This is a genomic window from Acidiferrimicrobium sp. IK (assembly GCF_025499425.1).
Taxonomy (GTDB): Bacteria; Actinomycetota; Acidimicrobiia; order Acidimicrobiales; family Palsa-688; genus Acidiferrimicrobium.
The window spans coordinates 453380-471380 of sequence record NZ_JAIMCB010000001.1 but is presented as its reverse complement, the minus strand read 5'-3'; the positions used below and the strand labels follow the sequence as shown (position 1 = coordinate 471380).

The 18001-nt window shown below is 70.7% G+C and carries 13 protein-coding genes; 1 reads left to right on the top strand and 12 read right to left on the bottom strand.

The features are described from left to right. Nucleotides 1-25 precede the first annotated feature (25 nt). Nucleotides 26-1228 (top strand): hypothetical protein, encoded by a 1203-nt coding sequence (locus K6U06_RS02285; RefSeq protein ID WP_262320265.1) that lies wholly within the window; start codon nucleotides 26-28, stop codon nucleotides 1226-1228. Here the strand turns inward: K6U06_RS02285 and K6U06_RS02280 are convergent. The 12 genes from K6U06_RS02280 to nuoD all read right to left on the bottom strand — a co-directional run bounded on the left by K6U06_RS02280 (nucleotide 1225) and on the right by nuoD (nucleotide 17859). Continuing rightward, nucleotides 1225-2841, bottom strand: coding sequence for a phytoene desaturase family protein (locus K6U06_RS02280; RefSeq protein ID WP_262320264.1), 1617 nt, complete (start codon nucleotides 2839-2841; stop codon nucleotides 1225-1227). The two genes, K6U06_RS02285 and K6U06_RS02280, sit on opposite strands and share 4 nt — an antisense overlap. Nucleotides 2842-3116: 275 nt before the next feature. After that, on the bottom strand, nucleotides 3117-4835 hold the full coding sequence (locus K6U06_RS02275) for an NADH-quinone oxidoreductase subunit N (protein WP_262320263.1): 1719 nt from the start codon (nucleotides 4833-4835) through the stop codon (nucleotides 3117-3119). Next, the gene (locus K6U06_RS02270) at nucleotides 4832-6463 is read right to left on the bottom strand and encodes a NuoM family protein (RefSeq protein ID WP_262320262.1); all 1632 of its coding nucleotides are present in this window, start codon (nucleotides 6461-6463) and stop codon (nucleotides 4832-4834) included. The genes K6U06_RS02275 and K6U06_RS02270 overlap by 4 nt, the downstream gene beginning before the upstream one ends. Further along, the gene (gene nuoL / locus K6U06_RS02265; RefSeq protein WP_262320261.1) at nucleotides 6460-8490 is read right to left on the bottom strand and encodes an NADH-quinone oxidoreductase subunit L; all 2031 of its coding nucleotides are present in this window, start codon (nucleotides 8488-8490) and stop codon (nucleotides 6460-6462) included. The genes K6U06_RS02270 and nuoL overlap by 4 nt, the downstream gene beginning before the upstream one ends. Nucleotides 8491-8497: 7 nt before the next feature. After that, complete coding sequence (nuoK, locus tag K6U06_RS02260) at nucleotides 8498-8803, bottom strand: NADH-quinone oxidoreductase subunit NuoK (protein WP_262320260.1); 306 nt, start codon at nucleotides 8801-8803, stop codon at nucleotides 8498-8500. Then, nucleotides 8800-9447: an NADH-quinone oxidoreductase subunit J gene (locus tag K6U06_RS02255; protein WP_262320259.1), complete on the bottom strand. Its 648-nt coding sequence runs from the start codon at nucleotides 9445-9447 to the stop codon at nucleotides 8800-8802. Before K6U06_RS02255 ends, nuoK begins: the two co-directional genes overlap by 4 nt. Further along, nucleotides 9444-10202 carry an NADH-quinone oxidoreductase subunit NuoI gene (gene nuoI, locus K6U06_RS02250; protein WP_262320258.1) on the bottom strand — a complete coding sequence of 253 codons (759 nt, stop codon included), beginning with the start codon at nucleotides 10200-10202 and terminating at the stop codon, nucleotides 9444-9446. Before nuoI ends, K6U06_RS02255 begins: the two co-directional genes overlap by 4 nt. Continuing rightward, entirely contained in the window at nucleotides 10199-11383 is a 1185-nt protein-coding gene (locus K6U06_RS02245; RefSeq protein ID WP_262320257.1) for a complex I subunit 1/NuoH family protein, read from the bottom strand. Before K6U06_RS02245 ends, nuoI begins: the two co-directional genes overlap by 4 nt. Next, nucleotides 11380-14307: an NADH-quinone oxidoreductase subunit NuoG gene (nuoG, locus tag K6U06_RS02240; RefSeq protein ID WP_262320256.1), complete on the bottom strand. Its 2928-nt coding sequence runs from the start codon at nucleotides 14305-14307 to the stop codon at nucleotides 11380-11382. The genes K6U06_RS02245 and nuoG overlap by 4 nt, the downstream gene beginning before the upstream one ends. Beyond that, a complete protein-coding gene (nuoF, locus tag K6U06_RS02235; protein WP_262320255.1) occupies nucleotides 14300-15637 on the bottom strand; it encodes an NADH-quinone oxidoreductase subunit NuoF in 1338 nt (445 codons plus the stop codon). The genes nuoG and nuoF overlap by 8 nt, the downstream gene beginning before the upstream one ends. Continuing rightward, the gene (gene nuoE / locus K6U06_RS02230) at nucleotides 15634-16473 is read right to left on the bottom strand and encodes an NADH-quinone oxidoreductase subunit NuoE (protein WP_262320254.1); all 840 of its coding nucleotides are present in this window, start codon (nucleotides 16471-16473) and stop codon (nucleotides 15634-15636) included. Before nuoE ends, nuoF begins: the two co-directional genes overlap by 4 nt. A gap of 72 nt (nucleotides 16474-16545) precedes the next feature. Continuing rightward, a complete protein-coding gene (nuoD, locus tag K6U06_RS02225) occupies nucleotides 16546-17859 on the bottom strand; it encodes an NADH dehydrogenase (quinone) subunit D (protein WP_410050966.1) in 1314 nt (437 codons plus the stop codon). Nucleotides 17860-18001: the final 142 nt, after the last annotated feature.

Genomic DNA, 18001 nt, shown 5'->3' with positions numbered 1-18001 from the left:
CAGCAGCACCGACAAAAGGAGCTCCATGCATCGTCCCTCCCGCCGCGCCGTCGCCGGCATCGCCGCCACCTTGAGCGTCGCCGTCGCCGGATGCGGCTCGAGTAGCACCACGTCGTCGAGCGCGACGACCGCCGCGGCGCCCACCACCGGCTCGCCGACCTCCGCGGTGTCGCTCAAAGGTGTGTGCCCGAGCACCATCGTTACCCAGACCGACTGGGACCCCGAAGCCGACCACAGCGAGCTGTACCAGCTGGCCCTCGGGCCCAACGGGACGATCGACACCAGCAAGAAGACCTACACCGCGGAGATGATGGTCAAGGGGCAAGACACCGGCGTGAAGATCCAGGTGCGCGTCGGGGGCCCGGCTATCGGCTACAACAACGTCGACGCCCAGATGTACACCGACTCTTCGATCTTGCTCGGCTACGTCAGCACCGACGCCGCCATCCGGGACTCGTCGGGCCAGCCGACAGTGGCGCTGGTCGCGCCCCGCCAGCACAGCCCGCTGATGTTCATGTGGGACCCGTCGAAGTACCCCCAGCTGTCGACGGTGGCCAGCATCGGCCAGTCCAACGCCAAGGTGCTAGTCGAGTCCGGGCAGGCCTACACCGACTACCTGGTGGGCAAGGGGATCTTGAAAGCCGGGCAGCTCGACACCGCCTACAACTCGACGCCAACTCAGTTCGTGGCGTCGGGAGGCGCCGACGTGCAGCAGGGCTTCGCCACCGCCGAGCCCTACATCTACGCCCATGAGCTGCCGCAGTGGGACAAGCCCCTCAAGTACGCGCTGATCTCCTCGACCGGCTACGACCCCTACGCCGAGGCGCTCGCCACCCTCCCGGCCAACGTCACCAAGTACGCGGCGTGCTTCAAGAAGCTGATCCCCGACATCCAGCAGGCCCAGGTCGACTACGCCGAGAACCCGGGGCCGGCCGACGCGTTGATCGTCAAGCTGGTCTCCGCGTACAACAACGGGTGGGTGTACGACGCCAACGTCGCGGCGTACTCGGCCAAGACCCAAGTCGCCGACGGGATCATCGCCAACGGCAGCGACGGGGTCATGGGCAGCCAGGACGCGTCGCGGATCTCCAACCTGATCACCCAGCTGACCCCGATCGACACCAAGGCCGGCAAAGCCCCGAAGGCCGGGCTCAGCGCGTCGGACCTGTTCACCAACCAGTTCATCGACACCAGCATCAAGCTGCCGGCGGGGACGACGGGCTCCTAGCCCGCCTCGAGGCTGCCCCGGGGCCGCCGCCGGCGGCCCCGGGGCCGGCGCTGCAGCGCCGCCTCCACCGCCCGGGCCGTGTTGCGTCCGCTGGCGCCCCACACCCCCGCACCGGGGAAGGTGCCCGCGCCGGTGAGGAACAGACCCCGGACCGGGGTCCGGTAGCGGGTCAGCTCCCGGTCCCGGCCGGCGAGCGCGGCGAGCGGGCCGCCGGGGAACGACGGGGCGTGACCCTGGCGGAGCCCGAAGTCCCGTTCGTAGTCGGGCGGGGTGACCGCCCGCCACCGTCGCACCCCCTCCAGCCACCCGGGCTGGGTGTGACGGGCGAACGCCTCCAGCCACCGGGCCGGCTCGACGGTGGAGTCCCAGCCGCCTTTCAGCTGCCACGGCGTGAAGAGCACCTCGAGGCTGAAGGTGTGGCCGCCTCCGGGCGGGGCCACGCTCGGGTCGGCCAGGTCCGGGACGTTGGCGAAGAAGATCGGCTGGTCGGCGACCGCGCCGCTCGCCGCGGCCCGGTGGGCGGCGGCGATCCCGTCCAGACCGGGGGTGATGATGGTCGTCTCGCCGCCCCGGTCGGCCAACCCGAGCGCGGCCCGGAACCGGTCGTCGGCGGGATAGCGCGGCGGGGCGTCGACCACCGCGTCCAGCTTCGACTCGTAGCCTTCCTGGTGCGAGCGCGCCGCCCAGCGGGCGAGCATCCGGTGGGCGGCGGGCGGCGCCCCGGTCAGCCAGCCGACCAGCGCCTGGCGGGGGTCCGCAGCGCACACGACGACCGGGGCGGTGAGCTCCTCGCCGCCGGCGAGAGCCACGCCGCGCACCGCCGGGCCCTCGCAGTCGATGCGGACCACGTCGGCGTGGCAGCGGACCCGGCCGCCCGACGCGACGACGGCCGCGCCGAGCGCGTCGGTGAGCGCCCCGCTCCCCCCGACCGGCCGGCCGGTCGGCGCCAGGTGGGCCAGGGCGTAGCCGAGCGCGCCCAGGCCGGTGCCCGGGGCGCCGGGCGGGAGCCCCCACACCGCCGGGCCGGTGGCGCACACCGGCGCGGCGAGCGCCTCGCTGTCGAACCACTGGCGTACCGCGTCGCCGACGGCCATGCGCGACAGCCTCAGCAGCCGGGCGACGCCCTCCCCCCGGCGGGCGGCCAGGCGCCGGGCGACGCCCGTCGGCGTCGGGGTGATGGCGGTCACCTCGAGGAGGAGGCGGGCGACGGGAGTGGTCGCGTCGAGGTAGGCCCGGTAGGCGTCGACCTGGCGGGGATGGGTCAGGCCCAAGCCGGCCAAAGTGCGTTCGGGGTCCCGGAAGATCGTCCAGCCCTCGGCCGCCTCGCCGGCGGGGACCGTCAGGTAGTGGCGGACCGGGTCCATCTCCACGTAGCGCAGCCCGTGGGCGGCCAGGTCCAGCTCCTCGATCACCCTGCTGGCCCGGATCATCGAGTGGTCGCAGTTGCACACGTTGACCCGGGCGCCGAGCGCGTCGACGGTGGACGCGCAGCCGCCTACCTCCCCCCGCCGTTCGAGGACCAGCACGTCGAGGCCGGCCGCGGCCAGGTACGCGGCGCACACCAGGCCGTTGTGGCCGGCGCCGACCACGATCACGTCCGCGTCGGTCGCCACCTCGGCAGTCGAGCACCCCTGAGCGGCCCGACGATGGCGGGCCGGTCACGGCTACGTGAAATCACCGCTGGCGGGTCGGCCGGCGGCCCGGCGGCGGGTCGGGGTCAGTTTGGCGCGCTCGCGACGACGCGGCGATCAGCAGGTGTCGCAAACCCGCACGCCAGCGCGGGTTTGCGACAGATGCTCTCCTCGACGGGTCGCCGGCCCCGCCAGGCCTGCTCTTCGGCGCCGGCCGCGCGGCACCACCGGTCGGGGCTCTTCGGGAGCGGGCCGGGTTAGAAGTAGGTGGTGGCGTGCTTGGCGAAGTCCAGCACCGGCGACGACACCCCAGCGAAGATGGTGAACGCCGCGCACACCGCCAGGGTGATCCCGACGGTGAAGGGGATCTCGACCCGGCCCTCCGGCGGGGCGAGGAGGGCCACCGCGCCGTCCCCGTCGCTGCTGGCCGCCACCGCGCCGGGCCCCTGGGACAGCGCCGGCTCGCGGGGGGTGTCGAAGCCGGGGATCGGCCGCAGGCCGGCCAGGGCGGCGCCGTCGGTCGGCTCTTTGGTCTCGTCCACCTCCGGCGAGGAGTACATGAGCAGCCCGACCCGCAGGTAGAAGAACGCGGCGATCGCCGCGGCCAGCATGCCGATGATGGCCAGGGCGTACTGGCCCCGGTTGACCGCGGCGGCGATCACGTAGAACTTGGCCAAGAACCCCGACGTGAACGGCACGCCGGCCTGGGCCAGGAGGAACAGCAGCATCACCAGCGCCAGGCCCGGCCGTCGCCGGCCCAGGCCTCTGATGGCGCCGAGGTCGTTGCGGGCCTCTCCCTCCCCTTGCACCAAGCCGATCACCGCGAACGTGCCGGCGATGATGAAGGTGTAGGTCAGCAGGTAGAACAAGGCGCCGGCGGTCCCCTGGCTGCTGGCCGACTGCAGGCCGATCAGGACGTAACCGGCCTGGCTGATCGACGAGTACGCCATCATCCGCTTGAGGTCGCGCTGGGCGATGGCCAGGACCGACCCGACGAGCAGGGTCAGCACCGCGATCAGCCAGATCGCCGGCCGCCAGTTGGCCTCCTGGCTGTGGAAGCCCTCGAGCAGCACCCGGAACAGGCCGGCGAAGCCGGCTGCCTTGGCCACCGCCGCCATGTACCCGGTGAACGGCGTCGGGGCCGCCTCGTAGACGTCGGGGCTCCAGAAGTGGAACGGGACCGCGGCCACCTTGAACCCGAGACCGACGATCAAAAGGGCCATCCCGCCGAGGAGGATGCCGTCGTTCGGCAGCGTGGTGCGGGCCAGGAAGACGCTCATCTCGTCGAACTGGGTGGTGCCGGTGGCGCCGTACGCCAGGGCCGCGCCGTAGAGGAAGATCGCGGAGGAGAACGACCCGAGGATGAAGTACTTGAGGCCGCCCTCGCCCGACGCGGCCCGCCTGCGGTGGTAGGCGGTCATCACGTACAGGGCGATCGACATGATCTCCAGGCCGAGGAACAGCATGATCGTCCCGGCCGACGCGGCCATCAGCATGGCCCCGGTCGACGCCAGCAGCATGAGCACGTAGGCCTCGACACCGTCGAGGCCTTCCCGCTGCAGGTAGCTGTCGGAGAGGAGCGCGCCGAAGAGGGTGGCCACGCTGATCAGCAGCATGAACAGCACGCTGAAGCGGTCGTAGAAGATCTGGTTGCCGATGGCCTTGGTCGCGGCGTGGTTGCCGACGTCGATCCACTGGAACACCGACGCGCCGGCGGCCAGGCCGGAGATGATCACCGTCAGCAGCGGGTACAGGCCGGGCCGGGACCGCTTGGGCAGCACCGCGGAGATGACGAGGAGCACGAGTGCGCCGATGGAGAGGACCAGCAGCGGGAGGATCGTGCGGTACTCGACGGGGATGTGCAAGGAGTTGAACGCCTGGCACAGCCCGGTGACCTTGCCGGGGGTGACCTGGCAGCCGGTGGCCGGCGCCTGGACCGTCTGGCCGACGAGGGTGTGCGACAACAGCCCGATCACGGGGTGCCTCCTGTTCCGGGCGTGACGGCGGCGGTCTGCACCCCGGTCGGCGTCTGCTGACCACCGTTGACGTTCTGGTCGGCGGGCACCGCGTACACGGTGCCGACGCCCTTGCTCGGGATGTGGAAGCCGGGGTCGGCGTACTGGACGTGAGCGACGAGGTTGGACACCGCCGGCGTCACCCGGTCAAGGAGGGGCTTGGGGTAGACGCCGAGGAACACGATCCCGACGATCAGCGGTGCGATGGCCGCCTTCTCCCGCCACGTCATGTCGATCACGTGCTCGTTGGCGCCGGTGGCCCGGCCCTGGAACACCCGCTGGTAGGCCCACAGCAGGTACACCGCGGAGAGGATCACGCCGGAGGTGCCGACCACCGCCCACCACCGGTGGGTGATGAACGTACCGACCAGCACCAGGAACTCGCCGACGAAGCCGTTAAGGCCGGGGAGGCCGACCGCGGCCATGACCACCACGATGAACACGCCGGCGAGGATCGGCGCCGACTTCTGGATGCCGCCCAGCTCCGAGATGCGAAGCGTGCCGCGCCGGTCGAGGAGCATCCCGACGAGGAAGAACAACGCGCCGGTGGTCAGGCCGTGGTTGACCATCTCGAAGACGCTGCCGGAGATGCCCTGGCTGGTGAACGCGAACACGCCGAGGACGATGAAGCCGACGTCGGCGACCGAGCCGTAGGCGACGAGCCGCTTCAGGTCCTTTTGGACCGCGGCGACGATGCAGCCGTAGACGATCCCGACGGCGCCGAGGGTCAAAAGCACCGGCGCCAGGTCGATGGCCGCCTTGGGGAGCAGGTACACCCCGAAGCGCAAGATGCCGTAGGTGCCGAGCTTGAACAGCAGGCCGGCGAGGATCATCGACCCGGCGGTCGGCGCCTCGGTGTACGCGTCGGGCATCCAGGTGTGGAACGGGACGACCGGCATCTTCACCGCGAACGCCACGGCCATGGCCGCGAAGATCAGCTCCTGGTCGGAGGTCGGCAGGTGGCTGGCGTAGCGGGCCAGGGTGATCAGGTCGAAGGTCTCCCGGCCGCCGTTGAGGGGAGCGACGAGGAACACCAGCGCCAGGATCCCGACGAAGAGGAACGCCGAGCCGGCGAAGGTGTAGATGAAGAACTTCATCGCCGCGTAGTTGCGCCGGAAGCCGCCCCACCCGGCGATCAGGAAGTAGCCGGGGACGAGGGTCACCTCGAAGAGCACGAAGAAGAGGAACAGGTCCATCGCCAGGAACGTGCCGATGAGCGCCGCTTCGAGCAGCAGCATCCACCCCATGAACGACTTGGCGTCCCCGACCAGCTTGGGGCCGTACATGGCGACCGGGAACAGCACCGCGGTCATGGCCACGAGGAACAGCGAGATGCCGTCGACGCCGACCTTCCAGCCGATGCCGAACTGCCCGAGCCAGGCGTGCTGGCTGACGAACTGGAACCCGGCGTCGTGAGCCTTGAACTCGGCGACGATGGTCCCGGCGACGGCCAGCTCCGCGACCGCGAACGCCAGCCCGACCGGGCGGACCAGCGACGCCCTTCCTTGGGGCAGGAGGACGACGACCGCCGCGCCGAGGAGCGGCAAGAAGATGGCGACGGTGAGGATCGGGAAGCTCAGGGTGCTCATGCTCCACCCACTCGTGCGGCGACGTAGGCCAAGATGACCGCCAGGCCGCCGGCCAGGCCGAGGGCGTAGTTGCGGACGTAGCCGGTCTGGACCCGGCGCAGCTGGCGGCCGGTGCCGGTGATCAAGGAGGCGACGCCGTTGACCGCGCCGTCGACGCCGCGGGCGTCGAGCTCGTAGGCCATGGCGTCGGCGCCGGACTCGATCGGCCCGGAGACGGTGGCTGCCAGCGCCTCGTCGATGTACCAGCCGTGCGCCAGGAACGCCGGCTCGAGGGCGGGGACCTCGACCTTGCGCCACGTGCGCAGGCCGGCGAACAGCCCGATGAAGGCCAGCGCGGTGGTGATGATGCCGAGCACCCACTTCGTGTTGGTGGCCACGTGGATGGCCGGGGCGATGGCCGTCGGGAAGACCGGCTCGAGGAACTTCTCGAGGTGGTTGAAGCCGCCGAAGTTGGCGTTGATCAACCATCCGATGGTCGAGAGGACCGCGAGGATGATCAGCGGGAGGGTCATCACGGGCGGTGACTCGTGGGGTCTGCCGCTGTGCTCGCCGTGCGCCCCCTCGTGGGGGGCGTGGGCGGCTTCCTCGGTCCCGGTGCCGCCCGGCGCGACCGTCGAGCCCTCCGCGGCCGGGTCGTTGCCGACCGCCGCGTGGGCGCTGTCGCCTCGAGCCTCGGACCAGCGGGCCTTGCCGAACCACACCAACGCCACCTGGCGGCTCATGTAGTAGGCGGTCAGCCCGGCGGTCACCGCGCCGGCCAGCCACAGGAAGAAGTTCATGTGGTAGGCGGACGCCAGGATGTCGTCCTTGGACCAGAAGCCGTCGAAGGGCGGGATGCCCGAAAGGGCCAGGTACCCGATGATGAACGTCGGGAAGGTGATCGGCAGGTACTTGCGCAGCGCGCCCATCTTCTTCATGTCCTGCTCGTCGTGGAGGGCGTGGATCACCGACCCGGCGCCGAGGAACAGCAGCGCCTTGAAGAAGGCGTGGTTGATCATGTGGTACAGCCCGGAGGTGTAGTCGCCGGCCCCCTCGGCCATGAACATGTACCCCAGCTGGGAGAGGGTGGAGTAGGCCAGCACCCGCTTGATGTCGTTTTGGGCGCAGGCGATGGTCGCCGCGAAGAACATGGTCGCCGCGCCGATGCAGGCGATGACCCACTGCGAGCTGTGGCTGAAGTGCAGGATCGGGGCGGAGCGGGCCACCAGGTACACGCCGGCGGTGACCATGGTCGCGGCGTGGATCAGGGCGGAGACCGGCGTCGGGCCCTCCATGGCGTCGGGCAGCCACATGTACAGGGGGATCTGCGCCGACTTGCCGGCCGCGCCGAGGAAGATCATCAGTCCCAGGCCGGTGGCGAACGTGCCGTTCAAGGTGGCGTGGCCCCCGAGGAGGCCACTGGACGCGGTGCCGAGCACGGTGGAGTAGTTGAACGAACCGAAGTGGTTGAACATCAAGAACAGGGCGACCATGAACCCGAAGTCGCCGACCCGGTTGGTGACGAACGCCTTCTTGGCCGCCACCGCCGCGCTCTCCCGGTCGAACCAGAACCCGACCAGCCCGTAGGAGCAGAAACCGACGCCTTCCCAGCCGACGAAGCTGAACAGGTAGCTGTTGGCCATGACCAAGACGATCATCGACGCGAGGAACAGGTTCAGCAGGAAGAAGAACCTCGGGTAGTCCCGGTCGCCGCGCATGTAGCCGATGGAGTACAGGTGGATGAGGCTGCCGACGCCGGTGACGAACAGCGCCATGGTCATCGACAGCGGGTCGATGCGCAGCGCGAAGTTGACGTGGAGCCCGGCGACGGGCAGCCAGGTGAAGATGTTCTTCTCGATCAGGCGCCCGTTGCCGGCGGCGTTGTCGCCGAGGAGGGTCAGCCAGGTGACCAGCACCGCGGCGAAGGACCCGAAGGACAGGATGGTGGCCAGCCAGCCGGCGAGCGGGTCGCCGAGGCGTTTGCCGCCGAAGACCAACAACAGCGCTCCGGCCAGGGGCAGGGCGAGGACGATGTATGCCGCGTTCACTGCTCGATCAGCCCTTCAGCATGTGGAGGTCGTCGGCCGTCGCCTCGGGCCGGCGGCGGAAGATGGCGACGATGATGCCGAGGCCGACCACGACCTCGGCGGCCGCCACCACCAGAATGAAGAACACCGAGGCCTGCCCGCCGATGTCGTTCAGCATCCTGGCGAAGGTCACGAACGTCAGGCTCACCGCGTTGAGCATGAGCTCGACGCACATGAACATGATCAGCACGTTGCGCCGGACCAGCAGGCCGGTGGCGCCGATCCCGAAGAGGATCGCGGCCAGCACCAGGTACCAGGCTCCGGGGACGGTCATCGCTTCGCCTCCGCCTTGTCGGCCGCCGCGGCAGCCACACCGGCCTGCTCGTCCTTGGTCAGCTCGCTCGGCGCCCGGCTCTGCTGGCGGGCCAGCACCACGGTGGCGACCACGGCGATCACGAGGAGGGCGGAGGTCATCTCGAAGGGGAGAAGGTAGCGGGTGTAGATCGACTGCCCGAGCTTCTGGATGTTCTCGCCCGGCCCGTTGAGGTCGCCGGCGACGCCGTGCTGGCCGGTGGACCAGTTGCCGACCCGGGACAGCACCAAGATCTCCGCCAGCGTGATGAGGCCGAGGATCACCGCCAGGGGCTTCTGGCCCCTGAACGGCTCTCGCATGAACCGCTCCCGGCGGTCCACGCCGAGGAACATGATCACGAACAGGAACAAGATGACCACCGCGCCGGCGTAGACGATGATCTGCACCGCGGCGAGGAAGTCGGCGGACTGGTCGATGAACTCCAGGGCGATCCCGAACAAGGTGATCACGAGCATCAACGCGCAGTGCACCGGGTTTCGTAGCAGGACCACGCCGAGCGCGCCGGAGAGGATCAGCACCGCCCCGACCGCGAACACCGCCCACGCCGACGCGTGGGCCAGGTGAACCGACATCGGTTGGGGGGTGGCCAGGAGGGCGGCGATCACTTCTTGTTTCCCTTCTGGTGCTTGGGCTTTTGGGGCGCGTTCTCGATGCCCCGGGGGGCGCTGCCTTCGACTCCGATGCCCCGCAGCGCGTTGCCGGCGAGCTCGCGCACCGCCTTGTCGAACGGGGCGGCGTGGTCGGCGGCCGCGGGGTCGGACTGGCCGGCCTGGGCCGGGCGCACGCCGTAGCCCAGCTCACCGGACCACAGCGGCTGGCCTTCCTTGGCGGCCACGCCGGCGGGGCTGGTGGCGCGCATCCACGCCGAGGTGTTGCGCTCGTCGCCTGGCTTCCAGTCCTCCCACGGCAGCTGGCGGGGGTTGCCTTCGTCGTCTACGACCAGCTCGGCTTTGGTGTAGATGGCGTCTTGGCGGCTGACGAAGGACCACTCGAACATCTTCGACTCGGTGATCGCCTCGGTCGGGCACGCCTCCACGCACATGTCGCAGTGGATGCAGCGCAGGAAGTTGATCTCGTAGACGAACCCGTACCGCTCGCCCGGCGACACCGGCGCGTCGGGCGGGTTGTCGGCGCCGCGCACGTAGATGCAGCGGGCCGGGCACACCCCGGCGCACAGCTCGCAGCCGATGCACTTCTCCATGCCGTCCTCGTAGCGGTTGAGGACGTGGCGGCCGTGGAAGCGCTCCGGCTTGGGCCGCTTGACCTCCGGGTACTGGACGGTGACCTTCGGCTTGAACGGCAGCTTGCCGGTGACGAAGAAGCCCTTGAAGAAGTTGAAGAACCCGTCGACGCCGCTCATGAGGACGCTCCTCTGCCCGACGGGATCTCCGCGTCGGCGCTGATCTGGACCTCCATCGCGGAGGCGTCCTGCCCGACGTCGATGGCCCGCAAGAGCAGGGCGAAGCCGAGCAGCGACCCGCCGAACGCGGCCAGCCCCCACCACCGTCCGACCTGGAAGCCGGCGACGATCATGAGCATGGCCAGGGAGGCGGGGATGAGCCGCTTCCAGCCCAGCTCCATCAGCTGGTCGTAGCGGACGCGGGGCAGGGTGGCCCGGATCCAGATGAAGATGTAGAGCAGCACCATCACCTTGATGAAGAACCACAGCGGCCCGACGCTGTTGCCGGCGATGCGGGGCCCGTCGGGGCCGCCCAGCCACAAGGTGGTGATCAGCGCGGCCTGGACGACCAGGTTGGCGTACTCGGCCAGGTAGAAGAGCGCGAACCCGATGGAGGAATACTCCATGTTGAACCCGCCGGAGATCTCCTCCTCGGCCTCGACCAGGTCGAACGGCGCCCGGGTGATCTCCGCGGTCGCCGCGATGGAGTACAGGGCGAAGGGGATCAGCGCGGTGTGGATGATGTTCCAGTGCCAGAGGAAACCGCCGTGCTGGGCGGCGACGATGGCGCTGGTGTGCACCGACCCGGTGACGACCACGACGGTGGCGATGGTCAGGCCGAGCACCGCCTCGTAGGAGACCATCTGGGCGCTGGCGCGCACCGACGCCAGCAGCGAGTACTTCGCTCCCGACGACCAACCGGCGAGCATGATGCCGTAGACCGCCACCCCCGAGCACATGAGGAAGAACAGGATCCCCCACGGCGGGTCGACCAGCTGCAGGCGGGTGGTGTGGCCGGCGACGGTGATGGTCCCGCCGAAAGGCACGATCGACATGGCCAGGATGGCCGGGGCCAGCGCGATGTACGGCGCCGCCTTGTAGATGACCTTGTCGGCCCGGGCCGGGGTGAACGCCTCTTTGAAGAACAGCTTCACGCCGTCGGCCAGCGACTGCAGCGAGCCTCGGGGGCCGGCCCGGTTGGGTCCGTGGCGGACGCCGAGCCAGGCCACCGCCCACCGCTCGTACATGACCATGAACAGCACCGAGACCATCACGATGGCGAACACCGCGATGACCTTGACGACGAGGATGATCCACACCGCCAGGTTGAGGCCGTGCGCGAACAGCGGATCGCCGGTCATTCGCCGGAACCTCCTACGGAGTCGACGGAGCGGGCAGGGACGACGGAGAGGGTGACCGCGGTGCACTCCGAGCGGCTGTCGATCAGCGAAGCGGCGCTGGCTCCGGGCAGGTTGAAGGTGACCGCGACCGTTCCCGGGGCCAGGCTCGGGTCGACGGTGACGGGCAGATCCAGCGAGCCCCGGGCGGTGCTGACCCGGACCGCGGCGCCGGCGGTGAGCTCCAGGCGGGCGACGTCGTCGGGATGGATCCGGGCGGTCGGTGCCGGGTGCAGCCCGGCCAGCGACGGCGAGTGGGCCAGCGCGGTGCCGCCGTCCCAGAGGGTCCGGCCGCTAACGAGGAGCAGCTCGCCGGTGTCGGCCGGAGCGGAGGATGACGCGGTGGCCGGGCCGGCGGCGGGCGCTGCGAGCATGGCGGGGCGCGGCCCGTCGGGGCTCTCAGCCGGCGGGGCGGTGTCGGGTCCGGACTCGGACGCTGACTCAGCGGGCGTTTCGGGGGTGGGGGCGTTGGCGGCCGACGCCGGCTCGGCTTCGTCGCCGCCGGGCCCGGTGGCCGCCTCGGCGGGGGCGTCGCTGAACGCCGACAGCCGGCCGGCGCCGGCGCCGAAGAACTCCGTCGGCGAGATCAGGTGCGCCTCGGTGGACTGGATCCCGGGGTCGGCCATCGGGTCCAGGCGCCGGGCGATGCGCAGCGCCCCGCCGGCGCCGAGCGGCACCGGCACCCCGTCGCGGCCTTCCCGGCTGGAGAGCAGGTCGTAGCTGACCCCGGCGTGCAGCGGCGACACCGCCTCGATCTCGGCCCAGATGTCCTCCAGGCTGGACCACCCGAAGTCGTGCCCCATGCGGGCCGCGAGCTCCACCGCGATCATCCAGTCCGGCCACGCGCTGCCCGGGCTGGTGACGATCTGGCCCAGCCGCGACACCCGGCCCTCCAGGTTGGTGAAGGTCCCGCGCCGCTCGGCGTAGGTGGCGGCGGGCAACACGACGTCAGCCTTGCGGACCGAGTCGGTGAGGAACGTGTCGACAGCGACGACGAAACGGGCCTGGGCGATGCCCCGCAGGGCCGCTCCCCCGTCGGGGAAGTCGGTGAGGGGGTCGGCGCCGAGCAGCACCAGACCGCCGATGCGGCCGTGGGTCGCGGCCTCGAGGATCCCGGCGGTGTCGAGGCCCTTGGCCGCGGGAAGCTCCCCGCCCCAGTGCTGCGAGTACCACTCCCGGCCCTGGTCGAGACCGACCCGGCCGGGCAACACGCCGGGGGCCAAGCCCATGTCGAGGGCGCCGTGCACGTTGGACCGGCGCAGCCCGGACAGGAACGCCACGCCCTCGAGGCCGGCCAGCGCTCGGGCGGCCTCGGCCACCGACTCGCCGGTCTCCGCCAGAGACGGCCGTCCGAGGACCACGACGACCGCCGGTCCCCCGGCCGCTTTGCCCGCCGCGGCGTCGAGCAGGGCGCTGACTTCGGGCACCTCGCCGGCCAGCACGGAGCGGACCAAAGCCGCGGCCTGACCGGGCCGGTAGCGCAGCGACGCCGCGCTGTAGCGGGTCATCCCGGTGTTGGAAGGCGACAGCTCGATGATCGCCTGGCCCTTCTGGGCCGCGTCGCGGAGGCGCAGGTACAGGACCGGCAGCTCCTCTTTGATGTCCCCGCACAGCGTGATGACGACCGGCGCGGCGGCGGCCTGGTCGATGGTCGCCTTCGGCAGCCCGAGGACGGTCTCCGCCGGCAGCCCGTCGCCGAGCTGCGCGTCGACGTGGTCGGTGCGAAGCGCCAGGCGGGCCAGCTTGGCCCACGCGTAGGCGTCCTCGTTGGGCAGCCGGGAGCCGCCGATGACCGCCACCTGGTCGCCGTCGCCGATGCGGGCCGCGGCGGCCAGGCCGTCGGCTGCGGCGGCCAGCGCCTCGGGCCACGACACCTCGACCAGCTCGTCGCCTTGGCGGATCATCGGCGCCCGCAGCCGCTCGGGGCTGTTGACGGCCTGGAAGTCGAACCGGCCCTTGTCGCACAGCCAGCCCCAGTTGACCGGGTCGGCGTCGACGCCGATGTAGCGGGTCAGCTCGTCGGAGCTGGCCTGCGCCGCGACCCGGCACCCGACCGAGCAGGAGGTGCAGGTGCTCTCCACCTGCTCGAGGTCCCACGGCCGGGCCCGGAACCGGTACGGCTTGGCGGTGAGCGCCCCCACCGGGCAGATCTGCACCACGTTGCCGGAGAAGTAGTCGGCGTAAGGCTCGGTCGGGAACGTCGCCACCTCGGTGGTGTCGCCCCGCTCCGCGAAGTCGATCAGCGGGTCGCCGGCCACCTCGTCGGCGAAACGGACGCAGCGCCCGCACTGGATGCAGCGCTCCCGGTCCAGGTACACCAGCGTCGAGAGCGGGATCGGCTTGTCCCAGTGGCGCTTCTCCTCGACGAAGCGGCTCTCGCCGGGCCCGTAGGCCAGCGTCTGGTCCTGCAGCGGGCACTCCCCGCCCTTGTCGCACACCGGGCAGTCGAGCGGGTGGTTGACGAGCAGGAACTCGAGGACCCCGTCTTGGGCCTTTTTGGTCATCTCCGAGGTGGTGGAGATCACCATCCCGTCCGCGACGGGGTTGTAGCACGCCGGCATCAACGTCGCGCCCCGGGGGCCGGTGACTTCCACCAGGCACATCCGGCACATGCCGACCGGCTTCATCCGCGGGTGGTAGCAGAAGCGGGGGATGTACACGCCGGCCTCGTCGGCCGCGGTGATGATCAGCGTCCCCTTGGCGGCGGTGCGCTCCTGGCCGTCGAGGGTGAAGGTGACCGTCTCGCCGGTCGCCGGCGGGTTCGGCGGGGAGGTGCCCACCGCGCTCTGCGTCACATACGGGGGGGTGTAGGGCCGGTCCTTGCGGGTGAGCTCCACCCGCTGGGTCACGCCCTGTCGTTGAGCGTCGAGGGGTTGCGTATCAGACACTGGCCAGCTTCCCGGGGAGACGGTCGGGGGGGAACGGGCAGCGCCCGTCGCGGATGTGGGCGAGGAACTCGTCGCGGAACATGCGGATGCCCGACGAGATCGCCGGCGGCATCGACGGCCCGAGCACGCAGATCGTCGTCTGGGCCGGGGGCCAGCGGACGCCGGGCGAGATGTTGTCGCACACGTCCATGAGCAGGTCCAGGTCCGACTCGCGGCCCTGACCGTTCTCGATGCGCTGCAGGATCTTCTCCAGCCACCCGCCGCCCTCCCGGCACGGCGTGCACTGCCCGCAGCTCTCCCGGTGGAAGAACCGGACGATGCGCCACGCGGCGCGCACCATGCAGGTGGTGTGGTCCATCGGGACCACCGACCCGGAGCCGGCCATGGTGCCGACCTCGGCGATCTTCTCGTTGGCGAGGAGCACGTCGAGGTGCTCCGGGCCGAGCCACGGCGACGACGCCCCGCCCGGGATGAACGCTTTCAGCTCCCCGCCGTCGCGGATGCCCGCCCCGAGCGACGGGTCGAAGATCAAGTCGCGGAAGCTGACCTTGGCGAACTCCAGCTCGTAGTTGCCGGGCCGGTTGACGTGCCCGGCGAGCGCCAACAGCTTGGTCCCCTTGGAGCGGCCCTCCCCCAACGCGGCGAACGCGTCGCCGCCGTTGAGCATGACCCAAGGCAGGTTGGACACCGTCTCGACGTTGTTGACGATCGTCGGCGCGCCGTACAGCCCGACCACGGCCGGGAAGAACGGCGGCTTGATCCGGGGGTAGCCCCGCTTGCCTTCGAGGGACTCGAGCAGGGCGGTCTCCTCGCCGCAGATGTAGGCGCCGGCGCCGGGATGGACCACGACGTCGATGTTCCAGCCGCTGGCGAAGATGTCCCGGCCGACCGCGCCGTAGGCGTACGCCTCGTTGAGGGCGGCCTGCAGCCGCTCGATGCCGAGCGGGAACTCGCCGCGCACGAACAGGAACACCTGGTCCGCGCCGATGGCGTACGCGCAGATGAGCGCCCCCTCGATCAGCTGGTGGGGGTCGCCCTCAATGAGCATGTGGTCCTTGAAGGTGGCCGGCTCGCTCTCGTCGCCGTTGATCGTCAGGTACACCGGCGTGGGCTTGGCCAGCATCCCCCACTTGCGGCCGGCCTCGAAGCCGGCGCCGCCCCGCCCGAGGATGTTGGCGGTGTTGACCTGCTCGTGGATCTGCTCGGGCGTCATCGACAGCGCCTTGCGCAGACCCTGGTAGCCGCCGTCGGCCAGGTAGGTCTCGAGGGTCCAGGACCGGGGCGTGCCGAGGCGGCGGGTGACGATGTGCGGCGCGTCGGTGATGGTCATTCCTGGCCCTGACTGTCGGTGCTGCCCTGACTATCCGCGCTGCCTTGGGGGTTGCGGCCGTCGGGGGCGGCGGTGGTGCGGGTACCGGTGCGGTCCAGGCCCCGGCCGCCCTCGTGGGCGATGACCGCGGTGGTGCTCAGCGTGGTGCGAAGCTCCACGCCGGCGTCGTGGGGCCCGGCGGGCTGGCCGCCGTCGGCGTCGGGCTCTACGGCGAGCGGCTCGGGGCTGGCGGAGTTCTGCCCGGAGCGGGCCGGTACCGGAGGCCCCCCGGCGCCGTGGACGCTCTGGCCGGCCGCCCGGAGGCCGACGTTGCGGTCCACCCGCGACAGCACCCCGTGGGGCGGGACCTCGGCGTCGAGGCGTCCGGCGCGCAGGTCCTCGGTCAGCTGGGCGAAACGCTCGGGGTCGAGGTCCCCGAAGAACCGCCAGTTGACCGTGGCGCACGGAGCGTTGCCGCACAGCGCCAGGCATTCGGCGTCTTCGAGGGTGAACATGCCGTCGGGGGTGGTGCCTCCCGGCGCGATGCCGAGCTGGTCCTCGGCGGCTTCGAGCAGCTCGTAGGCGCCTTGGAGCATGCAGGCGATGTTGGTGCACACCGCCACCACGTATTTGCCGACCGGCTCGACGTGGAACATGTCGTAGAACGTCGCGGTGCCGCGCACCTCGGCCGCGGTGAGGCCCAGCAGCTCGCCGACGTGGTGCATGCCGTCCTCGCTCAGGTAGCCGTCCTGGCCCTGCAGGATGTGCAGGATCGGGATCAGCGCCGAGCGGTGGTGGGGGTAGAGGGCGATGAGCTGGCGCGCACGTTCCTCATTGGCGGGGGTCAACCTGGCCACGTCAGACGATCCTTGCCGAGGCGAACTGGTTCGGTCCAAACGAGCGCTCGAGACGCCCGGTCGAGAGGGGGCTCAACGGTCGACGTCGCCCAGGACCGGGTCGATGGTCGACACCAAGACGATCGCGTCGGCGATGAACCCGCCCCGGGCCATGGTCGAAAACGACTGGAGGTTGGCGAAGCTCGGGGCCCGCACGTGGCAGCGGTACGGGCGCGACGTGCCGTCGGAGACGATGTAGCAGCCCAGCTCGCCGCGGGCCGACTCCACCGGCACGTACGCCTCCCCCACCGGCACCTTGAAGCCCTCGGTGTAGAGCTTGAAGTGGTGGATGAGCGCCTCCATCGACTCGTCGATGCGGCTTCTCGGCGGCGGGGTGACCTTCTTGTCCTGCACCCGGAAATCGCCTTCCGGCATCCGGTCGAGGATCTGCTGGCAGATCCGGATCGACTCGCGGATCTCGTTGATCCGCACCGCGAACCGGTCCCAGCAGTCGCCCTCGCTGCCGACGATGACGTCGAAGTCGACCTCGTCGTAGGCCAGGTAGGGGGTGTCGCGCCGGGCGTCCCACGCCACGCCCGAGCCCCGCAGCAGCGGGCCGGTGCAGCCCAGGTCGAGGGCGGTCTGCGCGTCGAGGGCACCGACCCCCTGCAGGCGCTGCTGGAGGATCGGCTGGCCGGTCAGGAGGTTGTCGTACTCGTCCATCCGCTTCGGGATGGCCTCGCAGATCGCCGCGACGTCGTCGCGCCAGCCGTCGGGGAGGTCGGCGGCGACGCCGCCGGGGCGGATGTAGTTGTGGTTCATCCGCAAGCCGGTGACCTTCTCGAAGAAGGCCAGCAGGATCTCCCGCTCCCGCCAGCCGTACACCAGCATGTTGATGGCGCCGATGTCGGACCCGTTGGTCGCCATCCAGAGGAAGTGGGAGCTGACCCGGTTGAGCTCGCACATGAGCATCCGGATCCAGGTGGCCCGGGGCGGGACCTCCACACCGAGCAGCTTCTCGACGCTGAGCGAGAACGCCAGCTCGTTGAAGAACGGCGAGAGGTAGTCCATCCGGGTGACGTTGGTCGACCCCTGGTGGTACATCAGCTCCTCGGCGGTCTTCTCCATGCCGGTGTGCAGGTAGCCGATCACCGGCTTGGAGCGCAGGATGGTCTCGCCGTCGAGCTCCACCATCAGCCGGAGCACCCCGTGGGTGGAGGGGTGCGACGGGCCGATGTTGAGGATCATCGTCTCGTCGCTCGGGACGTCGATGTCGATGTCCTCGGGGTCGAGGGCGGCGCCCTCCGGGAGGCGCAGCACCCCGCCTTCCCGGCGCAGCTCCGCGGCCTGGGTGCGGGCCCGGGCCAGCAGCTCCTGGGCGCCCTCGGAGGTCTTGTGCTGCAACATGCTGGTCAGCTGCGGGCCGCCGGGGACGGTCCGCCCGAGCAGGCGGTCAGCCAGCGACCCCCGCTTGGGTTCGTCGGGGGCCGGGTCGCCGGTGCCGGTGTTGCTGGTGTCGGTTGTGCTCATGGCTGCAGGCTTCGTTCTC

Bases quoted from the DNA above. Each gene is read 5' to 3' on its own strand.
- K6U06_RS02285 (WP_262320265.1), top strand. From the start codon at position 26: ATGCATCGTCCCTCCCGCCGCGCCGTCGCCGGCATCGCCGCCACCTTG.
- K6U06_RS02270 (WP_262320262.1), bottom strand. From the start codon at position 6,463: ATGAGCACCCTGAGCTTCCCGATCCTCACCGTCGCCATCTTCTTGCCG.
- nuoK (WP_262320260.1), bottom strand. From the start codon at position 8,803: ATGACCGTCCCCGGAGCCTGGTACCTGGTGCTGGCCGCGATCCTCTTC.
- nuoI (WP_262320258.1), bottom strand. From the start codon at position 10,202: ATGAGCGGCGTCGACGGGTTCTTCAACTTCTTCAAGGGCTTCTTCGTC.
- K6U06_RS02245 (WP_262320257.1), bottom strand. From the start codon at position 11,383: ATGACCGGCGATCCGCTGTTCGCGCACGGCCTCAACCTGGCGGTGTGG.
- nuoF (WP_262320255.1), bottom strand. From the start codon at position 15,637: ATGACCATCACCGACGCGCCGCACATCGTCACCCGCCGCCTCGGCACG.
- nuoD (WP_410050966.1), bottom strand. From the start codon at position 17,859: ATGTTGCAGCACAAGACCTCCGAGGGCGCCCAGGAGCTGCTGGCCCGG.